Annotated in this window: 23 protein-coding genes; 8 read left to right on the plus strand and 15 right to left on the minus strand. The window is 54.2% G+C overall.

What is annotated here, in order from left to right:
* Window positions 1–50 precede the first annotated feature (50 nt).
* The 11 genes from lpxD to rpsB all read right to left on the minus strand — a co-directional run bounded on the left by lpxD (window position 51) and on the right by rpsB (window position 11,970).
* Window positions 51–1,076, minus strand: a complete 1,026-nt coding sequence (gene lpxD / locus PAG01S_RS20605; protein ID WP_010254128.1) for a UDP-3-O-(3-hydroxymyristoyl)glucosamine N-acyltransferase — start codon at window positions 1,074–1,076, stop codon at window positions 51–53.
* Window positions 1,077–1,079: 3 nt separating this feature from the next.
* The gene (gene skp, locus PAG01S_RS20610; protein ID WP_010254125.1) at window positions 1,080–1,577 is read right to left on the minus strand and encodes a molecular chaperone Skp; all 498 of its coding nucleotides are present in this window, start codon (window positions 1,575–1,577) and stop codon (window positions 1,080–1,082) included.
* Between the two features lie 110 nt (window positions 1,578–1,687).
* The gene (bamA, locus tag PAG01S_RS20615; RefSeq protein WP_010254119.1) at window positions 1,688–4,099 is read right to left on the minus strand and encodes an outer membrane protein assembly factor BamA; all 2,412 of its coding nucleotides are present in this window, start codon (window positions 4,097–4,099) and stop codon (window positions 1,688–1,690) included.
* Window positions 4,100–4,150: 51 nt separating this feature from the next.
* A complete protein-coding gene (gene rseP, locus PAG01S_RS20620; RefSeq protein ID WP_062759651.1) occupies window positions 4,151–5,497 on the minus strand; it encodes a sigma E protease regulator RseP in 1,347 nt (448 codons plus the stop codon).
* Window positions 5,498–5,509: 12 nt separating this feature from the next.
* Window positions 5,510–6,367, minus strand: a complete 858-nt coding sequence (cdsA, locus tag PAG01S_RS20625) for a phosphatidate cytidylyltransferase (RefSeq protein WP_010254111.1) — start codon at window positions 6,365–6,367, stop codon at window positions 5,510–5,512.
* Window positions 6,368–6,385: 18 nt separating this feature from the next.
* Entirely contained in the window at window positions 6,386–7,138 is a 753-nt protein-coding gene (gene ispU / locus PAG01S_RS20630) for a (2E,6E)-farnesyl-diphosphate-specific ditrans,polycis-undecaprenyl-diphosphate synthase (protein WP_010254107.1), read from the minus strand.
* Between the two features lie 181 nt (window positions 7,139–7,319).
* Window positions 7,320–8,516, minus strand: a complete 1,197-nt coding sequence (ispC, locus tag PAG01S_RS20635; protein WP_010254105.1) for a 1-deoxy-D-xylulose-5-phosphate reductoisomerase — start codon at window positions 8,514–8,516, stop codon at window positions 7,320–7,322.
* Between the two features lie 111 nt (window positions 8,517–8,627).
* Complete coding sequence (gene frr / locus PAG01S_RS20640) at window positions 8,628–9,185, minus strand: ribosome recycling factor (RefSeq protein ID WP_010254103.1); 558 nt, start codon at window positions 9,183–9,185, stop codon at window positions 8,628–8,630.
* 143 nt (window positions 9,186–9,328) lie between these two features.
* The gene (gene pyrH, locus PAG01S_RS20645; protein ID WP_010254099.1) at window positions 9,329–10,054 is read right to left on the minus strand and encodes a UMP kinase; all 726 of its coding nucleotides are present in this window, start codon (window positions 10,052–10,054) and stop codon (window positions 9,329–9,331) included.
* 157 nt (window positions 10,055–10,211) lie between these two features.
* Window positions 10,212–11,063: a translation elongation factor Ts gene (tsf, locus tag PAG01S_RS20650; RefSeq protein WP_010254097.1), complete on the minus strand. Its 852-nt coding sequence runs from the start codon at window positions 11,061–11,063 to the stop codon at window positions 10,212–10,214.
* A gap of 181 nt (window positions 11,064–11,244) precedes the next feature.
* Complete coding sequence (gene rpsB, locus PAG01S_RS20655) at window positions 11,245–11,970, minus strand: 30S ribosomal protein S2 (RefSeq protein ID WP_008925636.1); 726 nt, start codon at window positions 11,968–11,970, stop codon at window positions 11,245–11,247.
* 318 nt (window positions 11,971–12,288) lie between these two features.
* Between rpsB and map the strand changes: the two genes are divergently transcribed.
* From map to PAG01S_RS20675, 4 genes are all read left to right on the plus strand, one after another.
* A complete protein-coding gene (gene map / locus PAG01S_RS20660; RefSeq protein ID WP_033767962.1) occupies window positions 12,289–13,083 on the plus strand; it encodes a type I methionyl aminopeptidase in 795 nt (264 codons plus the stop codon).
* A gap of 66 nt (window positions 13,084–13,149) precedes the next feature.
* On the plus strand, window positions 13,150–15,804 hold the full coding sequence (glnD, locus tag PAG01S_RS20665; protein ID WP_010254090.1) for a bifunctional uridylyltransferase/uridylyl-removing protein GlnD: 2,655 nt from the start codon (window positions 13,150–13,152) through the stop codon (window positions 15,802–15,804).
* 83 nt (window positions 15,805–15,887) lie between these two features.
* Window positions 15,888–16,712: a 2,3,4,5-tetrahydropyridine-2,6-dicarboxylate N-succinyltransferase gene (gene dapD / locus PAG01S_RS20670; protein WP_062759654.1), complete on the plus strand. Its 825-nt coding sequence runs from the start codon at window positions 15,888–15,890 to the stop codon at window positions 16,710–16,712.
* A 224-nt stretch (window positions 16,713–16,936) separates the two neighbouring features.
* A complete protein-coding gene (locus tag PAG01S_RS20675) occupies window positions 16,937–17,329 on the plus strand; it encodes a DUF3461 family protein (RefSeq protein ID WP_010254085.1) in 393 nt (130 codons plus the stop codon).
* A 60-nt stretch (window positions 17,330–17,389) separates the two neighbouring features.
* On the opposite strand, the gene PAG01S_RS20680 is transcribed toward PAG01S_RS20675, so the two are convergent.
* From PAG01S_RS20680 to dgt, 3 genes are all read right to left on the minus strand, one after another.
* Complete coding sequence (locus tag PAG01S_RS20680) at window positions 17,390–18,547, minus strand: CdaR family transcriptional regulator (protein ID WP_010254083.1); 1,158 nt, start codon at window positions 18,545–18,547, stop codon at window positions 17,390–17,392.
* A gap of 184 nt (window positions 18,548–18,731) precedes the next feature.
* Complete coding sequence (degP, locus tag PAG01S_RS20685; RefSeq protein ID WP_061703657.1) at window positions 18,732–20,177, minus strand: serine endoprotease DegP; 1,446 nt, start codon at window positions 20,175–20,177, stop codon at window positions 18,732–18,734.
* Window positions 20,178–20,311: 134 nt separating this feature from the next.
* Entirely contained in the window at window positions 20,312–21,802 is a 1,491-nt protein-coding gene (gene dgt / locus PAG01S_RS20690) for a dGTPase (RefSeq protein WP_062759652.1), read from the minus strand.
* A gap of 92 nt (window positions 21,803–21,894) precedes the next feature.
* On the opposite strand from dgt, the gene mtnN reads away from it, so the two are divergent.
* The 3 genes from mtnN (at window position 21,895) to PAG01S_RS20705 (ending at window position 23,755) form a co-directional block, all read left to right on the plus strand.
* Complete coding sequence (mtnN, locus tag PAG01S_RS20695) at window positions 21,895–22,593, plus strand: 5'-methylthioadenosine/S-adenosylhomocysteine nucleosidase (RefSeq protein ID WP_010254075.1); 699 nt, start codon at window positions 21,895–21,897, stop codon at window positions 22,591–22,593.
* The gene (gene btuF, locus PAG01S_RS20700) at window positions 22,586–23,380 is read left to right on the plus strand and encodes a vitamin B12 ABC transporter substrate-binding protein BtuF (RefSeq protein WP_010671857.1); all 795 of its coding nucleotides are present in this window, start codon (window positions 22,586–22,588) and stop codon (window positions 23,378–23,380) included. Before mtnN ends, btuF begins: the two co-directional genes overlap by 8 nt.
* A gap of 123 nt (window positions 23,381–23,503) precedes the next feature.
* Entirely contained in the window at window positions 23,504–23,755 is a 252-nt protein-coding gene (locus PAG01S_RS20705; protein ID WP_010254068.1) for a hypothetical protein, read from the plus strand.
* A 30-nt stretch (window positions 23,756–23,785) separates the two neighbouring features.
* On the opposite strand, the gene erpA is transcribed toward PAG01S_RS20705, so the two are convergent.
* Entirely contained in the window at window positions 23,786–24,133 is a 348-nt protein-coding gene (gene erpA, locus PAG01S_RS20710) for an iron-sulfur cluster insertion protein ErpA (RefSeq protein WP_010254064.1), read from the minus strand.
* Window positions 24,134–24,336: 203 nt separating this feature from the next.
* On the opposite strand from erpA, the gene hemL reads away from it, so the two are divergent.
* The gene (gene hemL / locus PAG01S_RS20715; protein WP_062759653.1) at window positions 24,337–25,617 is read left to right on the plus strand and encodes a glutamate-1-semialdehyde 2,1-aminomutase; all 1,281 of its coding nucleotides are present in this window, start codon (window positions 24,337–24,339) and stop codon (window positions 25,615–25,617) included.
* Window positions 25,618–25,751 lie beyond the last annotated feature (134 nt).

Here is a 25,751-nt window from a genome sequence, read left to right on the forward strand (position 1 = left end):
TCCCTGCTTAACATTTTTATTATGAAAGCCGGTCAGTTTTGGGATGGCGGTTAGTCGTCTTTGCCGACCTTGCGCTCGATGGCTTTTAAGCGTTTGCTCATGTCATCGATGTTCATCACCAGCGCTGCAGTTTTGCGCCAGGTTTTGTTGGGTTGCAGCGGAATGCCTGATGAATAGACACCAGGCTCTGTGATAGGACGCATGACCATACCCATACCGGTCACCGTTACTTTGTCACAGATTTCCATATGGCCGTTAATGACGCTGGCACCGCCAATCATACAGTAACGCCCAATTTTCAAACTACCCGCCATGATCACACCGCCTGCAACCGCAGTATTGTCGCCAATAACTACGTTGTGAGCGATCTGGCACTGGTTGTCTATGATAACACCATTGCCGATCAGAGTGTTATCCAGCGCACCGCGATCGATAGTGGTGCAGGCACCTATTTCTACGCGATCGCCGATTATCACCGCGCCTAACTGCGGGATTTTCACCCAGTTACCACGATCGTTGGCATAGCCGAAACCATCAGAACCGATGACGGTACCTGACTGAATCAGGCAATCCTGACCGATTTCAATTTCGTGATAAACAGAGACGTTGGCCCAGAGACGGGTACCGCTGCCGATACGGGTTTTTTTGCCAACAAAACATCCTGCACCAATGACCACGTTATCGCCCAGCTCAACATCCGCTTCGATCACCGCATTGGCGCCAATGGCGACGTTGCTGCCGAGTCGGGCTGAGGGATCGATCACTGCACTGGGGGCAATATTTTGCGCTGGCTGTGGCGTGGTATCGAGTATTTGTGCCATACGCGCATAGGTCAGGTAGGGATCTTTCACCACCAGCGCTGCGGTATTGCACCACTCCAGATCCGCTTCCGTCAGCACCACGGCTGAGGCCTTAATCAGGGCGAGTTGCTCGCGGTAACGGCTGTTTGCAAGAAAAGTGATTTGGCCAGTTGTGGCGGATTGCATAGAAGCAATGCCGGAGATGACGATATCGCCATCTCCGTGCAATTCTGCATCCAACTGCTGGGCTAAATCAGCCAGTCGAATAGATGACATGAATTATTTAACCTGTTTCAGCACGTCAGCAGTGATGTCTTTTGCGTTTGACGCATAAGCCACCGCGTTAGCGTCGATCACGACGTCGTAACCATCGCTGTCAGCGACTTTCTTCACGGCATCCTGAATACGGCTCAGCAGCTTGTTACGCTCTTCCATCTGACGACGGCGATTATCCTGCTCAAAAGACTGGGCTTTTGTAGAGAAAGCTTCACGCTGAGACATGACATCTTTTTCCATACGGCTGCGTTCGCTCGCCTTCATGGTAGAACCGTCACGCTGCAGACGCTGCATTTTGGTTTGCAGATCGCGCTCCTGGCTCTGCAACTCAGTTGCACGGCCTTTGAACTCGTTTTCCAGCTGTTTAGCAACAGTCGCACGTTGCGGTAACTGTTGGAAAATGCTGGACACGTTTACCACTGCAATTTTGTCGGCAGCCTGAACACCAGCGGAGACCGCTAAAGCAAGACCCAGACCTGCGGCACACAACAACTTTTTCACTATAAACTCCTTACCATCAACGTTTGTGTCAGCGACACAGTGTTTGCCCCGGAACAGCAACAGGTGCTGTCCGGCAGCAATACTTCAGCTATGCATCCATGCTCAGAACATTACCAGGTTTTACCAATGTTAAACTGGAACTGCTCTGACTTGTCTCCATCGACTTTCTTCATCGGCTGGGCGTAAGAGAACACCAGCGGGCCGAGCGGTGACATCCACTGTAGCGCAACACCGCTGGATACACGGATATTGTTTGGATCGCTGTAGTCAGGAATGCCCGCCGCACGCGTTTCTGCGGTATTTTCCCAATGGGTATCCCACGCTGTACCGGCATCGACAAACACCGAGGTACGAACCGAGTTAGCATACTTCTCGCTCAGGAACGGCGTTGGCGTAATCAGCTCAAGGCTGGCAATCGCCATGGCGTTACCGCCCACCGCATCGTCAGACTTACAGACGCCATTTGGATCGGCGATTCGGCAGTTCGACGAGTTGTTATTTAAGTAGGCTGCTTTCGGTCCAATGGTGTTGGACTGGAAGCCGCGCACGGTGCTTGAACCACCGGCGTAGAAGTTCTCGTAGAACGGCATCTCTTTGCCGTCGAGACCATCGCCATAACCTACGCGACCACGGCCTAACAGCACCCAGGTACGATCCTGGTTAATCGGCACATACTGCTGAGTATCCAGCGTGGCCTTATAGAAGCTGTTATCCGAGCCCGGAATCGTCACCTTACCGTTCAGGTTGGTACGGTTACCGGACGTCGGGAAGAAGCCGCGGTCAAGGGTGTTATAAGTCCAGCCGTAGTTAAAGGTGAAGTCATCTGCTGAGAAATCACCTTCATCATTGAGCTGCTGCGGCTTGCCGACCGAGTCAAGATAACGCCACATCGCCACCTGCGGCTGCATGTTTGACAGGTCATTGTGGACATAGCCCAGACCGACACGCAGGGTGTTGTTTTCGTTAACCGGGAAGCCAAGCGTGCCATCCAGACCATAACTTTTGTTGGTATAGTCAGAAAGGTCCGCGTTATCTGCTTTAAAGTCGTTGTAGAACAGACGACCACCCAGACTGACACCATCAACGGTGAAGTAAGGGTCAGTCAGCGAGAATTCAGCATAGGTCTGGTAATCGTTCTTGGTCCCGCTGATGCCCACGGTATTACCGGTGCCCAGCCAGTTATCCTGCGTGACGCCGACCTGGAAGCTCACACCACTTTCGGTGCCGTAGCCGACGCCGAAGTTAAAGGTACCGGTGTTACGCTCTTTAACCTTGTAGACCACGTCAACCTGGTCCGGCGAACCTGGCACACGCTGAGTATCCACATCAACGGTTTCAAAGTAACCGGTACGGTTCAGGCGCTCTTTACCCTGTTCAACCAGATCGCTGCCCAGCCACGCGCCTTCCATCTGACGCATTTCGCGACGTAACACGGAGTCTTTCGACGTGTCATTGCCTTCGAAACGGACGTTACGGACATAATAACGGTTACCCGCATCCACATTGATATGCAGTTTTACGGTTTTATCGGCGTCGTTGATTTCTGGCTGTGTTGCCACGCGCGGATAGGCATAGCCGTAGCGGCCCAGCAGTTTCTTGATGTCATCTTCCATTTTCGTGACTTTGGCGCCGTTATAAAGCTCGCCCGCCGGAATCTTGGTCAGATGTTCAATTTCTGCTGAATGGCCCGCCATGCTGCCATTGACGATCACGCCAGCGATTTTGTACTGGTCACCTTCGGTGATGTTCACCGTGATGTAGATGCCTTTTTTATCAGGCGTCAGGCTGACCTGCGTCGAATCGATGTTAAAGCGTGCATAGCCACGATCCAGATAGAAGCTGCGCAGGGTCTCGAGGTCACCCGCCAGTTTCTGCTTCTGATATTTACGATCGCCGACCACGTTCCACCATGGCACTTCATCGCGCAGCTGGAAGCGGGAAATCAGCTCATCGGAGCTAAAGGCTTTATTACCGACGATGTTGATCTGCTGAATTTTTGCAGAGACACCTTCAGTAAAGACCAGCTTCAGATCCACACGATTACGCGGCAGTGGCGTGACCACGGCTTTCACGTTGGCGGTATATTTACCTACGCTGTAGTAGAAATCCTCAAGCCCCTTCTCGATAGAGGAGATGGTGGTACGGTCCAGCGCTTCGCCGACACGGACACCTGAGGCTTCCAGATTTTGTTTGAGCTGATCCTCTTTCACCGCTTTGTTACCGGTGAAGGTAATGCTGGCAATGGTAGGACGTTCTTTGACCTGGACAATCAGCGTTGTACCGTCTCGCAGGACCTGAACATCCTCAAAGTTGCCAGTAGCGAACAGCGAGCGAATGGTATTTCTGACATCATCGTCATTCACCGTATCGCCAACCCGTACTGGCATGCTCAGCAGAGCCGCGCCGACGGCGACTCGCTGCAGCCCTTCGAAATGAATATCCTTCACTACGAAATCGTCTGCACCGTAAACGGTGGCGCTGCTAAACAGCAGCGACGCTATGAGCAACTTTTTCATCGCCATCGTTGTTATGCGTTTTCCTAACACATCCCTCGAATGTTCGCGTTCCAGCGGTTACAAACGTGAGAAATCATTGAAAAGTGCAAGCCCCATTAACAGCACCAGTAAAATTGAACCGATGCGATAACTAAAGTCCTGAACTCGCTCGGACACCGGTCCACCCTTGATCTTTTCGATCGCCAGGAAGAGCAAGTGCCCACCATCTAAAACCGGCAGAGGGAACAGGTTGATGATGCCCAGGTTGACGCTAATCAACGCCAGGAACATCAGGTAGTAAATCAACCCATACTCTGCTGACAACCCTGCACCCTGCGCAATCGAAATTGGCCCGCTCAGGTTGTTCAGCTTCACATCACCGGTTATTAACTTGCCCAGCATGGAGACGGTGAGCTTCATCAGTTGCCAGGTTTTTACACTAGCTTCACCGATAGCCGCAAACGCGCCATACTGTCTTACCGTCTTGTACTCTTCTGGCAGAGGAACAATGCGCGGAATGACACCCGCAAATCCCGCTTTACTGCCAGATTTCGCTTCTGGCGTCATCGTCAGCGCAATAGACTCACCGCCGCGATCCACCTCAAGCGCCATGCTTTTGCCGGGGTTATCCCGGACCTGCATGACAAAAGTCTGCCACTGCGATAATGGCTGACCATCGACTTTAACGATCCTGTCGCCTGCTTGCAAACCGGCTTCACTGGCTGGCGAGTTCGCCTGCACTTCTGCCAGCGTGGTCTCAATCTGCGGACCGCGTGGCTGAATCCCTAACGCGACGACCGGATCCTGCTTATCAGGCTCAAACTGCCAGTTACGCAAATCCAGCTGTTTCTGCTGGGTCGCGTCCTCGCCAAATCGAGCCACCGTTAAGGTGGTGCTGCTGTCGCCGATTTTACCCACCAGCGCCATACGCACAGCATCCCAGTCAGGCGTTTCGATACCGTCAACAGCCTTAAGTTCCATGCCGGGCGTAATTTGAGCTTCCGCAGCCACCGAACCGTTTAAAATTTCACCGATTACCGGGCGCACGCCGGGCACGCCGTGAATAAACACAACCCAGTAGGCAAAGATGGCAAAGATGAAATTAGCGACAGGACCTGCCGCAATGATGGAGGCGCGTTGCCAGACGGCTTTGTTGTTAAAAGCCTGATTACGAAATTCGGCTGGCACGCTTTCAACACGCTCGTCGAGCATTTTAACGTAGCCGCCAAGGGGAATCAGCGCGATGACAAATTCGGTGCCGTGGCGATCACGGCGCTGCCAGAGCGACTTACCAAAACCAATGGAAAAGCGCTCAACTTTGACGCCACAGCGACGAGCGACCCAGAAATGTCCAAACTCATGAACGGTAATTAATACGCCCAGCGCAACGATAAAGGCGACGAAACTCCAGAGTATGCTCAACATCTTTGCCTGTCCTTAAAGGGTGCGAAACACCAGCAGCAATAAACAGGCAAACACCGGCACCGCCGCAGTCAGACTATCAATACGATCAAGAATGCCGCCGTGACCAGGAATCAGATTACCACTGTCTTTGATGCCCGCTTCACGTTTAAACATGCTCTCAGTGAGGTCGCCCAGCACAGAAGCCAGCGTCGCGATAATCGCGCAAATCACCAGCGTACCGGTGGAAACCGTCAGTGGCGCCAGCGTCGCAAACAGCACTGCAATCAGCGCCGAGGTGACCAGACCGCCCAGGAAGCCTTCCCAGGTTTTGCCTGGTGAGACCTTTGGCGCCAGCTTGTGCTTGCCGAACATCTTGCCAAACATATAAGCACCTGAATCCGCTCCCCATACCAGCAGCAACACAAACAGCAGCCACCAGGCACCGGCGAAGTGGTCGGTGTCATAGTGATACTGGCGCAACGCCACCATGCCCCAGAAAAAAGGGACCAGCGTTAACACGCCAAACAGTAAGCGAAGGGGACGCGAATGGCGCCAGAAGGCCGCAGAAGCGGGATAGGAGAGCACTAGCAGCAGTGCAACGACCCACCACACCAGCGACGCCCAAAGCGATGTCGCGATCTGTGGCAGATGCACCGTGTGTTGATAAGGTGGCAGCGTAAACTGCATCAGCGCCAGCAGCAGACCACAAAGTACAGCCAGCCAGACGCGCTGTTGCCGTGATGCCATCCCTGCAAACTGACCCCATTCCCAGGCTGCCAGCATGCAGATAACGATTGTTGTCAGGGCGAAGCCAACAGGCGGTAACCAGAACAGTGCAGCTATTACCAGCGGAATTAATATCAACGCGGTAATCAGACGAGACTTCAGCAAAGGTTACCCCCAGATTGCTCAGGCGCCGCCTGGTGCAGCGCCGCCAAAACGACGCTCCCGCAGAGAGAATGCATTCAGTGCACCTTCAAAAACGTGTTCATCGAAATCCGGCCAGAGCACATCGGTAAAATAGAATTCAGCATAGGCAATCTGCCACAGCAGGAAGTTGCTAATCCGATGCTCTCCCCCGGTCCTTATCACTAAATCCACTGGCGCCAGCTCCTGCATACAGAGCTGCGACGTCAGGCTCTCTTCGGTAATCTGGTCAGGTCGCAGTAATCCTTCCTGAACCTGTTCAGCCAGTTTTTTCACGCCTTCGATAATATCCCAACGGCCGCCATAGTTGGCAGCAATGTTGAGCGTCAGGCCACTATTATTTGCGGTCAGCGTCTCAGAACGGCGAATACGTTCCTGAATACGCGGGCTGAAACGGCTGGTATCGCCAATGACGCGTAAGCGAACATTGTGTTTGTGCAGGCTCTTCACTTCACTATCAAGCGCCCAGACAAAGAGTTCCATTAATGCGGTGACTTCCTGCGGCGGACGACTCCAGTTTTCACTGCTGAAGGCGTAAAGCGTCAGGGCTTCAAGATTGTTACTGACCGCAAAGCTGACGGCACGGCGTACCGATTTAACGCCAGCTTTGTGGCCTGAAATGCGCAATTTTCCCTGATTTTTGGCCCAGCGGCCATTGCCATCCATGATGATAGCGACGTGGCGCGGACCGTTTCCCTGCTGGTCATCAGTGTTGTTGTGATTGTTAGACGACATAACGCTTAACCAATTCCTTTCATCAGAAATGCTGTGGTTTCTGAATACATTGCGCCCGATTCAAATCCCGACACACTCTCAGTGCCGGGCCACACCGAATTCGGTGACAGACCGTGAAACGCGAGCCAGCGACTATATCATTTTCACCTGAAGCGAACAAATGGCCTCATAACGATCGGCATCACGACGTGAAACGCGGCAACATTTCTGTCGCCAGCGCGCGCGCAGTGCGATCGATTTCAAGGACAGCGTCCACCGAATCCGGCTCCGGACACACTTGTGCCGCCATCACCTCACTATTAAGCGCGGCAATGTCGGTGAAGCGGATCTGGTGATTCAGGAAAGCCGCGACGGCAACCTCGTTGGCTGCATTCAGCGTGGTGGTCGCCGCCTGCCCTGCATCACAGGCATCAATGGCCAGTTTCAGACAGGGGTAGCGACTAAAATCAGGTTCTGCAAAGGAGAGCGCCGACATGCGGGTAAAATCCAGCGGCGTCACGCCTGCATTGATGCGCGAAGGCCAGGCCATGCTGTGGGCAATCGGCGTACGCATATCAGGAGAACCTAATTGAGCCAGCACGCTGCCATCGCAGTATCGCACCATGGAGTGAATCACCGACTGTGGGTGGAGTATCACTTCCATCTGCGCTGCGCTGGCATTAAACAACCAACGGGCTTCAATGTACTCAAGACCTTTATTCATCATGGTGGCCGAATCGACAGAGATTTTTCTCCCCATCGACCAGTTCGGATGTGCACAGGCCTGATCTGGCGACATGGCGCTGAGATCCGCTAAATCTGTGTCACGAAAAGGACCACCCGATCCCGTAAGGATAATCGACTCAATGCCATTATCCCGCAGGTCAGCGTAACCTAACTGATGCTGGATGGTAGCCGGTAAACTCTGAAAAATGGCGTTATGCTCGCTGTCGACCGGTAGTAACTGTGCGTTATGATGACGCACGGCCTCCATAAACAAACGGCCGCAGGTGACAAGCGATTCTTTGTTGGCCAGCAGCACCGTTTTTCCGGCGCGAATGGCCGCCAGCGTCGGCAGCAAACCCGATGCGCCAACGATCGCCGCCATCACCTGATCCACCTCATCCAGCGCGGCCAGCTCACAGGCTGCCTGAACGCCGGAGAGCACTTCAGTATTGACCCTGATTGCTCTCAGTCGCTCACGCAACGCAGCGGCGGATGCCTCGTCTGCCATGCAGGCGAAGCGCGGTGTAAAGGCCGCACACTGCTCGGCCATCAGCGCCACGTTATGGCCGGCAACCAGCGCCGTAATCTGATAAAGCGCCGGGTTGGCGCGCACCACCGCCAGCGTACTGGTGCCGATAGAGCCGGTGGATCCCAGCAGAGTTAATCGCTTCATGAAGCTATCCGTGTGAAGTCAGCGTGCCCACAGGCACAATGTAAAACGCCGCCAGATGTCGCATTCATACGAATACCTCTCTGTACGGCGTTTTGTCCGGCAGTGATGGGATTAGAAATCCATCAGCTCCGTCTCTTTTTCTGACAGTGCAGCATCAACTTTCTTGATGTACGCATCGGTCATTTTTTGCACTTCATCCTGCGCACGACGTTCGTCGTCTTCGCTGATCTCTTTATCTTTCAGCAGCGCTTTGATTTTATCGTTGGCATCGCGACGGACGTTACGTACCGACACACGGCCCTGCTCGGCTTCGCCGCGCACGATTTTAATCAGATCTTTACGACGCTCTTCTGTCAGCGCAGGCAGCGGAACACGGATGTCGGTACCGGCTGAACTTGGGTTCAGACCGAGATCGGACTTCATGATCGCTTTTTCGACTGCCGGACTCAGTGAACGATCAAACACGTTGATTTTCAGCGTGCGTGAATCTTCCACAGTGACAGAAGCCAGCTGACGCAGTGGCGTCGGCGTGCCGTAATATTCGACGACGATGCCGTCGAGCAGCGAAGGTGAAGCACGACCGGTGCGCACTTTGCTGATGGTGGTTTTGAATGCTTCAACGCATTTTTCCATGCGCGTGTCAGCATCTTTTTTGATGTCGTTAATCACGTTGAAACCCTTGGATTCGGTTTGACCTGGCCAGTTCCGGCGTAACCGGAAGCGGGATCGATAATCATCGATAATCCTGACTGGTGCGCGATGCATTATCATCGCGCTGACAGAATATACCTTATTTTATCTCGCCTCGGGTATTAATGCGTAATCAGGGTGCCTTCTTTTTCACCCATCACTACGCGACGCAGTGCGCCAGGCTTATTCATGTTGAAAACACGGATAGGTAATTTGTGGTCACGCGCCAGGGTAAAGGCCGCAAGATCCATCACTTTCAGCTCCTGATCCAGCACTTCAGCATAGGTCAGTTGCTCATACAGCGTTGCGTCCGGGCTTTTCACCGGATCCGCAGAGTAGACGCCGTCCACTTTGGTCGCTTTCAGCACGACGTCCGCTTCAATCTCAATGCCGCGCAGACACGCTGCAGAGTCAGTGGTGAAGAACGGGTTACCGGTACCGGCGGAGAAGATCACCACGCGGTTGTTACGCAGCAGGCTGATTGCTTCTGCCCAGCTGTAGTTGTCACAGACGCCATTCAGTGGAATCGCTGACATCAGGCGTGCATTCACATAGGCGCGGTGCAGTGCATCACGCATCGCCAGGCCGTTCATCACGGTTGCCAGCATACCCATGTGGTCACCCACAACGCGGTTCATGCCGGCCTGCTGCAGGCTCGCTCCACGGAACAGGTTCCCTCCGCCAATCACCACGCCAACCTGGATGCCCAGTTCAACCAGCTCTTTTACCTCTTGTGCCATGCGGTCAAGCACACTCGCGTCGATACCAAAACCTTCAGCGCCTTGCAGGGCTTCGCCGCTGAGTTTAAGCAGGATACGTTGATAAACAGGTTTTGCGTTGGTCGCCATGGTCAGTTCTTCCTGGAAGATTGGGTGTAAAGGAGAAGTAAATTCTGATCGATCATCCGCTTACCGCAATGAAATTGCTATTGGGATGAAACTGAAAACGTATCTGTTGCGATTCACAGACAAAAAAGAACCGCCATCTGGCGGTTCTTTCAGAGCATTAAGACTGTTTGGACATTGCTGCAACTTCTGCAGCGAAGTCAGACTCAACTTTCTCGATGCCTTCACCAACTTCGAAGCGGATGAAGTTGATAACGTCAGCGCCCTGCTCTTTCAGAGCCTGGCCAACGGTTTTGCTTGGGTCGATAACGAAAGCCTGACCAGTCAGAGAGACTTCGCCGGTGAATTTCTTCATACGGCCTTCAACCATCTTCTCTGCGATCTCTTTTGGCTTGCCAGACTGCATCGCGATGTCCAGCTGAACCTGGTACTCTTTATCAACCACGTCAGCAGAAACGTCTTCTGGCTTAACGAATTCAGGCTTGCTTGCGGCAACGTGCATCGCGATCTGTTTGATCAGATCTTCGTTAGCGCCTTTGGTTGAAACCAGAACGCCGATACGTGCGCCGTGCAGGTAGCTGCCCAGCTCTGCGCCTTCCAGGATAGCAACGCGACGGATGTTGATGTTCTCACCGATTTTAGCAACCAGTGCAACGCGCTCTTCTTCGAACTGCGCTTTCAGAACTTCAACGTCGGTAACGCGATCAGCTGCAGCCACATCCAGAACTTTGTCTGCGAACGCCTGGAAACCGCCATCTTTTGCAACGAAGTCAGTCTGGCAGTTTACTTCCAGAATCACGCCGTAGTCGCCAACGATCTTGGTTTTGATTACGCCATCAGCAGCAACGTTGCCTGCTTTTTTCGCTGCTTTGATTGCGCCAGACTTACGCATGTTCTCAATCGCCAGCTCAATGTCGCCATTCGCTTCAGTCAGCGCTTTTTTGCAATCCATCATGCCAGCGCCAGTACGCTCACGCAGTTCTTTTACCAATGCAGCGGTAATGTCAGCCATTCCAGAATCCTCGGTTCGTGCCTGTGTACGTTTGCACCAGCAGACACTTATTTGCGGAAAATTTACTCTGTCCCGCCGTCCGGTTGGGGGCGTAACAGACTTAGATAAAATAAAGGGGCCAGTATAGGCCCCTTACAGATCACATCTGAATGCTAAGGGCTCTTATGCAGAGCAAACCTTATTAAGCGTTTTCTAAAGACGCTTCTTCAGCTTGCTCAGCCAGGTCCTGAGAGCGGCCTTCGCGAACGGTGGTCGCAACGGCAGTCAGGTACAGGTTTACAGCACGGATCGCATCGTCGTTACCTGGGATAACGAAATCAACGCCATCTGGATCTGAGTTGGTATCAACGATAGCAAATACCGGGATACCCAGGTTGTTTGCTTCTTTGATTGCGATGTGTTCGTGGTCAGCATCGACAACAAACAGCGCGTCTGGCAGACCGCCCATATCTTTGATACCGCCCAGGCTGTTTTCCAGCTTGGCCAGCTCACGCGCACGCATCAGCGCTTCTTTTTTGGTCAGTTTGTCGAAAGTACCATCCTGAGACTGAATCTCCAGATCTTTCAGACGCTTGATTGACTGACGCACGGTTTTCCAGTTAGTCAGCATGCCACCCAACCAGCGGTGGTTTACGAAGAACTGGTCGCAGCTCAGTGCAGACTCTTTTACCGCCTGAGCAGCAGCACGCTTAGTACCTACGATCAGGATCTTACCTTTACGGGAAGAGATCTTGTTCAGTTCAGCCAGAGCTTCGTTGAACATAGGTACAGTTTTTTCCAGGTTGATGATGTGAACCTTGTTACGAGCACCAAAGATGAATGGCTTCATTTTTGGGTTCCAGTAACGGGTCTGGTGACCGAAGTGAACACCAGCCTGGAGCATGTCGCGCATGGAAACAGTTGCCATGATAAAACCTCTAAAGTTTGATTGGGGTTGGGCCTCCATGTATCCCATACGACCGACCTCTTTCAAGGCACCCCGGCGTATGTGTCGATACATGTGTGTTTTATTACACATAATGAGAGTTATGCGTTTCCTGCTGACCGAAACGGCCATACAGAGAATCGTCGGCGCGCTTTATACCACAACCAGCCCAGGGACGCCAATAAATGATCGCTGACGGAGGTCAGCGCGTTCTCTATTTGGCAGCCCATTTGCTGGCTGCTAACATGACAGCACAGAACTTATTATTGTCGAAAATTTCGACAACTGCGGATTAATTTAATGGCAATTTCAATTAAAACCCCTGAAGAAATCGAAAAAATGCGCGTCGCGGGCCGACTGGCCGCCGAAGTGCTGGAGATGATCGAGCCTTACGTAAAACCGGGTGTGACCACCGGTGAACTGGACCGCATCTGCCACGATCACATTACTCAAAAGCAACAGGCTGTCTCCGCCTGCCTCGGCTATCACGGCTTTCCGAAGTCAGTCTGCATCTCGGTGAATGAAGTGGTGTGCCACGGGATCCCCAGCGATGATCGTCCGTTAAAAGATGGCGATGTAGTGAATATCGATGTCACCGTAATTAAAGATGAATACCACGGCGATACCTCAAAGATGTTTATCGTCGGTAAGCCGACCATTCAGGGCGAACGCCTGTGCCGTGTCACGCAGGAGAGCCTCTATCTCTCACTGCGTCTGATCAAGCCCGGCATCCGCCTGCGCGAACTGGGCCGCGCCATCCAGAAATATGTTGAAGCCAACGACTTCTCTGTGGTGCGCGAATATTGCGGTCACGGTATCGGCAAGGGTTTCCATGAAGAGCCTCAGGTGCTGCATTACGATGCCGATGATGGCGGCGTGGTACTCCAGGCGGGCATGACCTTTACGGTAGAACCGATGGTCAATGCCGGGGATTACCGCATCCGCACCATGAAAGATGGCTGGACGGTAAAAACCAAAGATCGCAGCTTGTCCGCGCAGTATGAGCATACTATTGTGGTGACGGAGAACGGCTGTGAGATTTTAACCCTGCGCAAAGACGACACGCTGCCCGCTATGCTTGTCGCCGAAGGGTAATTCCCCCATTACAGATCAAGCCGGCGCTGAGCCGGCTTTTTTTTGGCTAAAAAAGAGAAGAGCTGTATGAGCGTGAGTCTGTCAGAAGATGTGAAAAACGGTCTGGTCGATTCGCCAGCCGAATGGGGTGACGACCAGCTGACACGTGACATTCTGAAGCCGCGGCTGGAGCAGTTTCAGCAACATCTGGCCGCCGCGTTTGATGCCGGTGAACCCGTTGAGCCGCTGATTGATGCCCGCACGCTGTTTATCGATCGGCTGCTGCGTCGCCTGTGGCGCTTTTTTGGCTTTGATGAGATGCCGGCTATCGCGCTGGTCGCCGTTGGCGGCTATGGCCGTGCCGAGCTGCATCCACTCTCTGATATTGACGTCCTGATCCTGAGCCGCCAGCCGCTGAATGAACAGGCTGCGCAGCGCACCAGCGATCTGTTAACGCTGATGTGGGACCTTAAGCTGGAAGTGGGTCACAGCGTCCGCACGCTGGAAGAGTGCCTGCTGGAGGGGTTATCTGACCTGACCGTTGCCACCAATCTGATTGAGTCACGCATGCTGACCGGCGATGTGGCGCTGTTTCTGGAATTACAGAAAAACATCTTCAGCGATGGTTTCTGGCCCTCATCCTGCTTTTTCGCCGCCAAAATTGAAGAGCAGCAGGAGCGCCACAAGCGTTATCACGGCACCAGCTATAACCTTGAACCGGACATTAAAAGCAGCCCCGGTGGCCTGCGGGACATTCATACGCTGCAGTGGGTCGCCCGACGCCATTTTGGCGCCACCACGCTGGATGAGATGGTCGGCTTTGGTTTCCTCACCGACGCGGAGCGCAGCGAACTCAACGAATGTCAGGCATTTCTCTGGCGCATCCGCTTTGCCCTGCACCTCTCCCTGCCCCGCTACGATAATCGCCTGCTGTTTGATCGCCAGCTCAGCGTGGCACAACGCCTGAATTATCAGGGCGAGGGCAATGAGCCGGTCGAGCGGATGATGAAAGATTTCTATCGGGTCACGCGGCGTATCGGCGAACTGAATCAGATGCTGCTGCAGCTGTTTGATGAGGCGATTCTGGCGCTCTCCACCAACGAAAAGCCCAGGCCTATTGATGACGATTTCCAGCTGCGTGGCGATTTGATCGACCTGCGCGACGAAACGCTGTTCCGGCGAGAGCCGCAGGCAATCCTGCGCATGTTCTACGTCATGGTGCGTAATGACAGCATCAAAGGGATCTACTCCACCACCCTGCGTCACCTGCGCCATGCGCGTCGTCATCTTAAACAGCCGCTGTGTCAGATTCCGGAAGCGCGCCGCACCTTTATGTCGATTCTGCGCCATCCCGGCGCGGTCAGCCGGGCGCTGGTGCCGATGCATCGCTATAGCGTGCTGTGGGCTTATACGCCGCTGTGGGGCCATATCGTCGGACAGATGCAGTTCGATCTGTTTCACGCCTACACCGTAGATGAGCACACCATTCGGGTGTTGCAGAAGCTGGAAAGTTTTGCCAATGAAAGCACCCGCCCGCAGCATCCACTGTGCGTCGAGTTATGGCCGCGCCTGCCGCAACAGGAGCTGTTGCTGATGGCCGCGCTGCTGCATGACATTGCCAAAGGGCGCGGCGGCGATCACTCTATTCTCGGCGCGCAGGATGCGCTCGACTTTGCTGAAATGCACGGTCTCAACTCACGTGAAACCCAGCTGGTGGCCTGGCTGGTGCGTCATCATCTGCTGATGTCGGTGACAGCACAGCGGCGCGATATTCAGGACCCGACGGTGATACAGCAGTTCGCCGAGGTGATGCAGAATGAGAACCGGCTGCGCTATCTGGTTTGCCTGACCGTAGCCGATATCTGCGCCACCAATGAAAGTCTGTGGAACAGCTGGAAGCAGAGCCTGTTACGCGAGCTCTTTTTCGCCACCGAGAAGCAGTTGCGACGCGGCATGGAAAACAGTCCGGATCTGCGTGAGCGGGTGCGTCATCATCGCCTGCAGGCGCTGGCGCTGCTGCGGATGGACAACATCGATGAAGAGCGTCTGCACCAGATCTGGAATCGCTGCCGCGCTGACTACTTCCTGCGCCATACGCCGAATCAGATCGCCTGGCATGCCCGCCACCTGCTGGTTCACGACCTGAAAAAACCGCTGGTGCTGGTCAGTCCGCAGGCCACGCGCGGCGGGACCGAAATCTTTATCTGGAGTCCCGATCGCCCACACCTGTTTGCCGCCGTGGCAGGTGAACTCGATCGCCGTAATCTCAGCGTGCACGATGCGCAAATCTTTACCAGCCGCGACGGCATGGCGATGGATACCTTTATTGTGCTGGAGCCGGATGGCAGCCCGCTCTCTCCGGATCGCCATCCGATGATCATTCAGGCGCTGGAGCAGGCGATAACCCAGTCAGAGTGGGCGCCCCCGCGTACCCGCCGTCCGTCGGCCAAACTCAGGCATTTCAGCGTCGATACCGAGGTCAATTTCCTGCCGACGCATACCGATCGTCGCAGCTATCTGGAACTGGTGGCGCTGGATCAGCCAGGCCTGCTGGCGCGGGTCGGTGAAGTCTTTGCCGATCTCGGAGTCTCACTGCATGGCGCACGCATCAGCACCATCGGCGAGCGGGTCGAAGATTTGTTTATTCTGGCCAACAGTGAACGTCAGGCACTGGACGAAGAAATGCGAAAAGCGTTGCGACAACGGTTGACAGAGGCCCTTAATCCAAACGATAAAGTGTGACCAGACTCGATTTGTAAACATTAATCTCTTTACTTGTGTCGGGGTATTGCCCGGCATCGCACATGACAGATCAGGAAAAAAATATGCAACAGTTACAGAGCGTTATTGAATCCGCCTTCGAACGTCGCGCTGACATCACACCCGCCAGCGTCGACAGCGAAACCCGTGATGCCATCAACCAGGTGATCGCCCTGCTGGACAGCGGTGCACTGCGCGTTTCTGAGAAGATCGACGGCGAGTGGGTAACGCATCAGTGGCTGAAGAAAGCCGTACTGCTCTCTTTCCGCATCAATGACAATCAGGTGATGGAAGGTGCAGAAACCCGCTTTTACGACAAAGTGCCGATGAAGTTTGCTGGCTGGGATGAAGCACGTTTCAAAGAAGCCGGTTTCCGCGTCGTGCCGCCTGCGGCTGTGCGTCAGGGTGCCTATATCGCCCGCAACACGGTGCTGATGCCTTCTTACGTCAACATTGGCGCCTTTGTGGATGAAGGCACCATGGTGGACACCTGGGCGACCGTTGGCTCCTGTGCGCAGATTGGTAAAAACGTTCACCTTTCTGGCGGCGTGGGTATCGGTGGCGTGCTGGAGCCGCTGCAGGCGAACCCGACCATCATCGAAGATAACTGCTTCATTGGCGCGCGCTCTGAAATCGTTGAAGGCGTGATTGTTGAAGAAGGTTCCGTGATCTCAATGGGCGTTTACATCGGTCAGAGCACCAAAATCTATGACCGCGAGACCGGCGAAGTGCATTACGGCCGTGTTCCTGCGGGATCCGTGGTGGTCTCAGGTAACCTGCCCTCTAAAGATGGCAGCTACAGCCTCTACTGTGCCGTGATCGTGAAGAAAGTGGATGCGAAAACGCTTGGCAAAACCGGTATTAACGAGCTGCTGCGCACCATCGAATGATTTAAGCGACGGGCTGGTTTCCAGCCCGTCATCTTTTCTTTACAGTGATTCCCAAACAACATGCTTCGCGTCGCGAATTAACTGGTGCGTTTAGTTTTTATCCAGGTCATAATCCGCGCCAGTTAAATCCTGTCGCGCAATGTTCATCCCGCTTATTTATGTCTACAGTTGACGGACGTCATGAACAAGTCTGCGCGCTTCTCACTTTCGATGGAAACAACGCTATGTATGACAATCTGAAAAGCTTAGGTATCAGTAACCCGGACGACATTGACCGCTATAGCCTGCGTCAGGAAGCCAATAACGACATTCTGAAAATCTACTTCCGCAAAGATAAAGGTGAGTTTTTCGCGAAGAGCGTCAAATTCAAATATCCGCGCCAGCGCAAAACGGTTGTTGCCGATCATGCGACCCAGGGCTACAAAGAAGTTCAGGAAATCAGCCCGAATCTGCGTTATGTCATCGATGAACTGGACCAGATTTGCCAGCGCGATCAGGTTGAAGTGGATCTGAAACGCAAAATTCTGGATGACCTGCGTCACCTGGAAAGCGTGGTTTCTCACAAGATCACTGAAATTGAATCGGATCTGGAAAAATTAACCCGTAACGGTCGTTAATTTCCTGCCCGACCAGAGAGGCCAGCATTGCTGGCCTTTTTTATGCCGCAAATCTTCACTTCAGCCCTGCTCATCCAGTTGCAAAGCAACATAGAGCAACAGCCTGTCATCAAAATGGCCAAGATTCAGTCCGGTCAGTTCAGAAATCCGGTTCAGCCGGTATTCCAGCGTATTACGATGAATGAACAGCGCACGCGCGGTGGCGCTCGGCTGGACGTTATGGGTGAACCAGGCGATCAGCGTGCGGCGCAGCAAGCCGTTGTTATCCATGCTCTTGAGCTTCGCCAGTGGCCGGGCGAGCTCATTGGCCTGCCAGCCACCCCGCAGGCTGTCGAGCAGCACGGGCAGCACCAGATCCTGATAAAAATAGCTGCGCACCTCGGGCATACGTTGCTTGCCCACCATCATCGTGGTGCGCGCCGTCCGGTAAGAGCGTGCGATGCTGCCGGGTCCGGTAAAGAAGTTGCCCAGCGCGATACGCATCCGAAGATGACCGCTCTCTTTCATCCGCTGTAGTAACTGCTCTACGCGGCGGCGATGATCTTCCTGATCGTGACGCCCATGCCCATTAAGGGCCGGTTTTAGCACCACCATTTCGGTCAGTGACACAATCGCGATCAGATTGTCCCGCTCCGGCGTGGTCAGCAGCGTTTGCAGCTGCTGTAGCTCTGACATCGCGCTGTCGACGCCGAGCTGACCACTATCCACTTCCACCACGGCGACCACACGCGGCTGATTGAGATCGATACCGAGCCGCTGCGCCCATTCGGTCAGCTGTGGCGACAGGGTATCGCTGCGGATCAGGTTCAGCACCAGCTCTTCACGCAGACGGCTGTCCTGCGCCAGCATATGCAGCAGCCGGGCCTGCTCCAGCATCATCTCTGCGGTCATGCAGACCAGCTCGCCATAATGCCGCAGCGCCAGCGGCTCACCGGTCAGGCCGATCACCCCAACGATGTCACCATCGATGCGCAGCGGCAGGTTAATGCCAGGCCGCACGCCATGGAGATGTTTAGCCACGGCCTCATCGATGTCGACAACGCGCCCCTGAGAGAGCACCAGCAATGCACCTTCGTGCAACTCCCCAATACGTTCCCGGTCACCGCTGCCGATAATCCGGCCCCGCGCATCCATCACGTTGACATTGCTGTCAATAATTTTCATGGTGCGCGCCACGATATCCTGTGCCAGCCGGGCATCAAGGTGATAGGTAGCCATCCATTACTCCTGAAAAAGAGGGGGAGAAACAGAATACGCATGCACAGCACGCAGAACATTGTGCAATTGCACAGAGCCAGGCCGTCATTTGCCGAATTTGCGGTGAGCATCACACTCTGAGGAGGCAGAGAGTGGACATAAAAAAGGCGGACCGCAGTCCGCCTCTTCATCCGTTGCTGTTCGCTTACTGCATCAGCAGATAGATACTGCTGTCGCCGCGTTTCACATTCAGCGCCAGAACGGACGGCTTGCTGTCGAGAACTTTGCGCAGCTCACCCAGGTTGGTCACTACCTGCTGGTTAACGCCCTGGATCACATCGCCCTTTTTCAGGCCGATACGCGCCGCGGCACTGCCCGGTTTCACGTTATCAACCCGGACACCTTTGGCACCCGCTTCGATATTACTGAGATCGGCGCCTTCAATACCGGTGTAGATGGTCGCGGACTGCACTTTTGACTGGCTGCTCTGCTGCAACTGAACAGAGACATCGACCGGTTTGCCGTCACGCAGCAGTCCCAGTTTCAGGGTGGTGCCAACCGGCAGTGAGCCCACTTCCGCACGCAGCGAAGCAAAGCTGCTCAGCGGTTTACCGTTCATCGACACAATGACGTCGCCCGCCTTAATACCGGCTTTGGCGGCCGCTGAGTCTGGCAGCACCTGGCTGACAAAGGCACCACGTTGTGCGTCGACCTTCATCGCTTTTGCCAGCTCGGAGTTCAGCTCAGTCCCCTGCACGCCCAGCTCGCCGCGTTTCACCTGACCAAACTCGACCATCTGTGCCGTCAGGTTTTTCACCATGTTGCTGGGGATAGCAAAGCCGATACCGATGTTGCCGCCATCGGGCGCCAGAATGGCGGTGTTAATCCCGATCAGTTCACCGTTGAGGTTAACCAGCGCACCACCGGAGTTGCCCCGGTTAATGGCCGCATCTGTCTGGATAAAGTTTTCGTAGTTTTCCACGTTCAGGCCACTGCGTCCCAGCGCGGAGACGATACCTGAGGTGACCGTTTCACCCAGACCATAAGGGTTGCCGATCGCCACGGTATAATCGCCGACGCGCAGGTTGTCAGAGTCAGCGATTTTGACTGCGGTAAGATTTTTGGCTTCCTGCAGCTGAATCAGGGCAATGTCAGAGCTGGGATCTTTACCGATGACTTTGGCGTCATAGCGACGACCGTCGCTGAGCTGTACCTGAATTTTGGTGGCATTATTCACGACGTGGTTATTAGTTACCACATAGCCTTTTTCAGCGTTAATGATGACGCCCGATCCCAGAGCACGGAATTTTTCCTGCTGTGTATCAGGCACTGGCGCGCCGCCGTTACCGCCTGCACCGTCGCCGTTCTGGCACATCGGTGAACCCTGGAACGGGGAACCATCCTGGCAGAATGGCGAATTGTCGCCAAAGAATTGCTGAAATTGCTGCGGCATACGCGGGGTTTTCACCGTGGTGGTCCCCTCGACGCTGATACTGACCACAGACGGCATCACCTTCTCCAGCATCGGTGCCAGACTTGGCTGTTGCAGGCTATCGGAAGAGGCCGTTTGCGCAGCAGAAACAGTAACAGGGGCGAGCGCCATGCTCAGGCTCAACGCCAGCGCACTTAACATTAAGGTCTTTTTTTTCATTTTTCGTTTCTCAATAAGATTACTGTTCAGACCATTGCTGTGGTCGAAAGGTGAGATAAATGTTTTAGCGCGAAGTTCCTTTAAAAGTTTAAGGCAAAAGTAAAAATTTATTCGCGCTCTTTACAATTGGCTGCTTATTCTACCGCCATCAGTCGTCGGTACTCATCCCAGGCATAGAGATCGGTCATACCACTGATATAATCCTGAATGAGCCGGAAGCGATAATAACGTTCCCACAACAGACGCTGATATTTATGTTCTACCACAAGATTACGCATCTTATGCAAATAGGCTTTACGGTGTTTACCCGAGAGCTTATGAAAAAGCCGGGTTTCGATCGGATGCTGACGCAGGAAATCTTCATTTATCAGCGTGGTAAAGGCTTCGTAATTAAGGCGCATCAGCGGCTGATAGATCTCCAGCAGCCCTTTAATCACCCGGTAACCCTGCAACTCCAGCTGCTCTACTTCAGAATGATTAAAGACCTGCTGGCGCGCAACGGTTTTAAACAATTGCAGTAAGCGGCCCTCTTCACCCTCATCTTCCAGTAGCGCATGGTTAAAACTTCCATCGAATATAGCAGGAAGATTATCAACAAAACGTTTCACCGCATAGCTTACCAGCACGCTCTGAACATTTACGCGGAGTGACATAAAAAATTGATCGCTGCGGCTTCGGCGTTTTTTACTGCAGGCTTCACGCCAGGCTTCGCCAATAGTCCGGCTGAAAGCGTCATTATTTTTAACCGGCCCCCAGGCTTTATTGAGAAACTCATACAAACTTTCAACATTAAAGATATCTTTTTCTACAGCGTCGTCCAAATCGGCAATACAATAGGAGATATCATCCGCAGCTTCCATTATATAAGTCAGCGGAAAACGGTGGTGTTCTTCCATATTGGTGGCAGCACGCAGGTCGGCAATATAATCCTGCTCAGAGAGATAAAACCCAGGCTTCTTCATGAGTACGCTAAATTCGGCGGGCTTTTCCCCCTGCCACCAGGCAGGCGCGGTATATTTCAGGATGCAGGCGACCTGAGAATAACTGAGATTCAGTTGCAGCAGCGTATGCACCATCCGGATCGCCTGCGCATTACCTTCAAAGTGGCAGAGATCCTGGCGGATCATGTCGTTGAGTTGATCAAAGGCTTTACGCTGTGCTTCTCCTTCCACGCCGGCCACCAGCGGATCCACCAGCTCGGCAGAGAGGTTCTCTTCAAACCAGTCGTTAATCGCCGCCTCGCCAAAATGGCCAAAAGGCGGATTACCGACATCATGCATCAGACAGGCCATCTCTATCAGACTTTCAAACGCGCCTTCCAGCTCATCAAGACCATACTGCGCCAGCCCGCCCTGCATCTTCAGGGTTTGCAGGATCTCTTTGGTGATGTAACGCCCGGTCTGCTGCACCTCCAGCGAATGCGTCAGGCGGGAACGAACGGCAGCGTTACGCTCCAGCGGAAACACCTGCGTTTTTTGCTGCAAACGCCGGATTGCGGCGGAGTTTATAATCCGTCCGCGATCGCTCTCAAAATGGCGCGTAATGTAATATTCGCCTTCCGGTTCCTTGCGGCTGTTATAAGGGCGCGAGAAGCTGATCTTCTTCCTGAAATTGATCGCTGACATGGATTACCCCTTATTTTTTCGTGAATTAATCCCCTGAATGCCATGGTAGACTATGCCCTAAATTTTGATTCTTTACATTAGCGGAACTCACTATGAAAGCAGGCATTATTGGCGCGATGGAGCAGGAAGTCACACTGCTGCGCGACAAAATTGAAAACCGTCAAACGCTGTCGCTGGCGGGTTGTGAAATTTATACCGGCACCCTGCAGGGCGTTGAGGTGGCTCTGCTGAAATCTGGCATCGGTAAAACCTCTGCCGCGCTGGGTACCACGCTGCTGCTGCAGCTCTGCAAGCCGGATGTGGTGATCAACACCGGTTCGGCTGGCGGTTTAGCGCCGTCGCTCAGCGTCGGTGATATCGTGGTGTCAGAAGAAGTGCGTTATCACGATGCTGACGTCACCGCTTTTGGTTATGAGCCGGGTCAGATGGCGGGTTGTCCGGCGGCGTTTGTGGCAGACAGCAAGCTTATCGCCGCTGCAGAAGCCTGTATTCAGCAGCTGGATCTGAATGCCGTACGCGGTCTGGTGGTCAGCGGTGATGCCTTTATCAATGGTGCCGAACCGCTGGCGCGCATTCGTAATCTGTTCCCACAGGCGATTGCCGTTGAGATGGAAGCCACCGCTATCGGCCATGTCTGTCATCAATTCCAGGTGCCTTTTGTAGTAGTCCGCGCCATTTCCGACGTGGCCGATAAGCAATCTCACCTCAGCTTTGATGAGTTCTTAAGCGTTGCGGCGAAGCAATCTTCGCTGATGGTGGAGAACCTGCTGGCGCATCTGGCGCGTGGCTAAAACGCTACTCCTCTGCTGGCTGCTGCTGTTAAGCGGCAGCCTGCTGGCTTCACCGCCACGCGTGATTACCCTCTCCCCTCACCTTACCGAACTCGCCTTTGCTGCCGGGATTACCCCGATTGCGGTCAGCGCCTGGTCCGACTATCCGCCGCAGGCGAAACAGATTGAGCAGGTCGCAAACTGGCAGGGCATCAAGGCTGAACGTATTCTGCAGCTTAAGCCGGATCTGGTGTTAGCCTGGCGAGGCGGTAATCCGCAGCGGCAGATTGACCAGCTACAGCAGCTCGGCGTGCCGGTTAAATGGATTGATCCGCTGACGCTGGATGAGATGTTCACGGCGCTGGCCGATCTGGGCCACTGGAGCCCCAGACCGGAGCAGGCAACTCGCGCTGCCCGCCAGTTACGTCAGCAGGAAGCCGCGCTGCGTCAGCGCTATGCTCATCTGACTGCGGTTCCGCTTTTTTTGCAATTTGGTCAGCAGCCCCTGTTTACCGCCGCCAGAGCCACGCTGCAGAATGAAATTATTACGTTATGTGGCGGCAGGAACATCTTTGCTGACAGCCGCGTCAGCTGGCCGCAGGTCAGCCGTGAGCAGGTGCTGATGCGCCATCCTCAGGCCGTTGTGACGGGTGGCAGTGCGCAGCAGGCGGAAAACATCCGGGTGTTCTGGCGACCGCAGCTGGATGTACCGGTGATTGCCATCAACGAGGACTGGCTTAGCCGGCCAGGCCCGCGACTGCTGCTGGCCGCGCAGCAACTCTGTGCGGCCCTGCATCCCGATGAATAAATCGGCGAATTGATTAAAGTCACTGCGATTTTTGCCGTTGATCAATACCAGAGACGAACGCGCCACGTATGCTCGCCGTCCTTTTAGCGCCCCGGCGCTTTTTTAAAACACCAGGAACCTTATATGACCAGAGCACTGCTGCTGGCCATAGGGCTGTCGATCGCCGGTTCTGCCTTTGCAGGATCGATAAATGGCTCTATTGGCGCCAGACTTGTCATCTATTCACGCTGTGAAATCAACACGGCTAACGGCCAGCCCGCACCGCAGATCAACTGCGGCAGACAGGCAAGCGCGCAGCCGCGCGTAACAAACGGCCAGATTCAATCGCAGGGAAGTGTGAAGCAAAGTAACCGGCTGGTCACAATAGAATGGTAAACGAGGCCGTCTGTATGACGGCCTGCATTATCAGATACTGAAGGAAGAGCCACAGCCACAGGTGGTTTTGGCATTCGGGTTGGTCACGATAAAGCGTGAGCCTTCCAGACCTTCCGTGTAATCCACTGAACCGCCCACCAGATATTGCAGGCTCATCGGATCAACCACCAGTGAGACGCCCTGCTTTTCAATCGTCATGTCGCCATCATTCATCTGGTCATCAAAGGTGAAGCCGTACTGGAAACCACTGCAACCGCCACCGGTGATATAGACGCGAAGTTTCAGCGCCGGGTTCTCTTCGTCGGCAATCAGGTTCTTCACCTTGGTGGCTGCGGCGTCGGTAAACTGCAACGGCAGTGCTACTACTTCATCACTCATGTTTTACTCCGGTAAACGCCCAGGTCAGAAAACGACCTTAATTACGCTATTATCAGCCAGCACCTCAGCGCAATCAAGCTCTGCCCTTCGCACTCTGTGCCGCTTTCACTCCTGTTAAGGGCACAGGGGGTGAATCCACCTTTCGTCTGCTGCCCCTCTTCCGTAGAATGGCGCAATATTTTTATGAACCGCTGGAGCCGAAAATGAGTAAGTCCGAACAACTGTTTGCCGAGGCACAACGCCTGATCCCGGGTGGGGTAAACTCGCCAGTACGCGCATTTACCGGTGTGGGCGGCGTTCCGCTGTTTATTGAACACGCTGATGGCGCCTATCTCTATGACGCTGACGGCAAAGCCTATATCGACTATGTCGGCTCATGGGGTCCGATGGTGCTGGGTCATAACAACGCGGCGATCCGTAACGCCGTGATTGAAGCGGCACAGCGCGGCCTAAGTTTTGGCGCACCGACCGAAATGGAAGTGACCATGGCACAGCTGGTGTGTGAGCTGGTGCCGAGCATGGAGATGGTGCGGATGGTCAATTCCGGCACCGAAGCGACTATGAGCGCTATCCGTCTGGCGCGTGGCTTTACCGGCCGCGATAAAATCATCAAGTTTGAAGGCTGCTACCACGGCCACGCCGATCATCTGCTGGTGAAAGCCGGCTCCGGTGCGTTAACACTGGGTCAGCCGAACTCGCCGGGCGTACCGGCCGATTTCGCTAAACATACCCTGACCTGCACCTTTAACGATCTCGACTCAGTGCGCAGCGCTTTTGAGCAATATCCCGAGTCGATTGCGGCCATCATCGTTGAGCCGGTGGCTGGCAACATGAACTGCATCCCACCGCAGCCAGAGTTCCTGACGGGTCTGCGTTCACTGTGTGATGAGTTCGGCGCACTGCTGATTATTGATGAAGTGATGACCGGTTTCCGTGTCGCGCTGGGTGGCGCGCAGGCTCATTACAATGTGCGCCCTGATTTGACCTGCCTTGGGAAAATCATTGGTGGCGGGATGCCGGTCGGTGCGTTCGGTGGCCGTCGCGAAGTGATGGCGGCGCTGGCTCCGACCGGTCCGGTTTATCAGGCGGGAACGCTCTCTGGTAACCCAATCGCCATGGCGGCGGGTTTCGCCTGCCTGACGCAGATCGCGCAGCCGGGCACCCATGAGAAGCTGGATGCCCTGACCCGCAAGCTGGCAGAGGGTCTGCGTGAAGCAGCACAACAGCAAAATATCCCGCTGGTAATTAACCATGTTGGCGGGATGTTCGGCCTGTTCTTCACTGATGCTGACAGTGTGACCTGTTACGCCGATGTGACCCGCTGCGATGTGGAGCGCTTTAAAACCTTCTTCCACCTGATGCTTGAGGAGGGCGTTTACTTTGCGCCTTCAGCCTATGAAGCGGGCTTTATGTCGCTGGCGCACAGCGAAGAGGATATTCAGCGCACTGTCGACGCCGCGCGTCGTTGTTTCGCGAAGCTGTAATTGCGGCAGCGTTAAAGATGAAGACCGGCAGCAGCCGGTATTTTGTTATTGATGAGGCTTGCCCCGCTCTGTTGTGAGAGGGTGCACGCACAGGAAACAGGGTCAGATCGGAAAGGCGCGAAAGCCGTCATCCA

The sequence above is a fragment of the Pantoea agglomerans NBRC 102470 genome (genome assembly GCF_001598475.1).
GTDB lineage: Bacteria > Pseudomonadota > Gammaproteobacteria > Enterobacterales > Enterobacteriaceae > Pantoea > Pantoea agglomerans.

Bases quoted from the DNA above. Each gene is read 5' to 3' on its own strand.
- lpxD (WP_010254128.1), bottom strand. From the start codon at position 1,076: ATGTCATCTATTCGACTGGCTGATTTAGCCCAGCAGTTGGATGCAGAA.
- bamA (WP_010254119.1), bottom strand. From the start codon at position 4,099: ATGGCGATGAAAAAGTTGCTCATAGCGTCGCTGCTGTTTAGCAGCGCC.
- rseP (WP_062759651.1), bottom strand. From the start codon at position 5,497: ATGTTGAGCATACTCTGGAGTTTCGTCGCCTTTATCGTTGCGCTGGGC.
- ispU (WP_010254107.1), bottom strand. From the start codon at position 7,138: ATGTCGTCTAACAATCACAACAACACTGATGACCAGCAGGGAAACGGT.
- ispC (WP_010254105.1), bottom strand. From the start codon at position 8,516: ATGAAGCGATTAACTCTGCTGGGATCCACCGGCTCTATCGGCACCAGT.
- pyrH (WP_010254099.1), bottom strand. From the start codon at position 10,054: ATGGCGACCAACGCAAAACCTGTTTATCAACGTATCCTGCTTAAACTC.
- tsf (WP_010254097.1), bottom strand. From the start codon at position 11,063: ATGGCTGACATTACCGCTGCATTGGTAAAAGAACTGCGTGAGCGTACT.
- rpsB (WP_008925636.1), bottom strand. From the start codon at position 11,970: ATGGCAACTGTTTCCATGCGCGACATGCTCCAGGCTGGTGTTCACTTC.
- map (WP_033767962.1), top strand. From the start codon at position 12,289: ATGGCAATTTCAATTAAAACCCCTGAAGAAATCGAAAAAATGCGCGTC.
- glnD (WP_010254090.1), top strand. From the start codon at position 13,150: ATGAGCGTGAGTCTGTCAGAAGATGTGAAAAACGGTCTGGTCGATTCG.
- dapD (WP_062759654.1), top strand. From the start codon at position 15,888: ATGCAACAGTTACAGAGCGTTATTGAATCCGCCTTCGAACGTCGCGCT.
- PAG01S_RS20675 (WP_010254085.1), top strand. From the start codon at position 16,937: ATGTATGACAATCTGAAAAGCTTAGGTATCAGTAACCCGGACGACATT.
- PAG01S_RS20680 (WP_010254083.1), bottom strand. From the start codon at position 18,547: ATGGCTACCTATCACCTTGATGCCCGGCTGGCACAGGATATCGTGGCG.
- degP (WP_061703657.1), bottom strand. From the start codon at position 20,177: ATGAAAAAAAAGACCTTAATGTTAAGTGCGCTGGCGTTGAGCCTGAGC.
- dgt (WP_062759652.1), bottom strand. From the start codon at position 21,802: ATGTCAGCGATCAATTTCAGGAAGAAGATCAGCTTCTCGCGCCCTTAT.
- mtnN (WP_010254075.1), top strand. From the start codon at position 21,895: ATGAAAGCAGGCATTATTGGCGCGATGGAGCAGGAAGTCACACTGCTG.
- PAG01S_RS20705 (WP_010254068.1), top strand. From the start codon at position 23,504: ATGACCAGAGCACTGCTGCTGGCCATAGGGCTGTCGATCGCCGGTTCT.
- erpA (WP_010254064.1), bottom strand. From the start codon at position 24,133: ATGAGTGATGAAGTAGTAGCACTGCCGTTGCAGTTTACCGACGCCGCA.
- hemL (WP_062759653.1), top strand. From the start codon at position 24,337: ATGAGTAAGTCCGAACAACTGTTTGCCGAGGCACAACGCCTGATCCCG.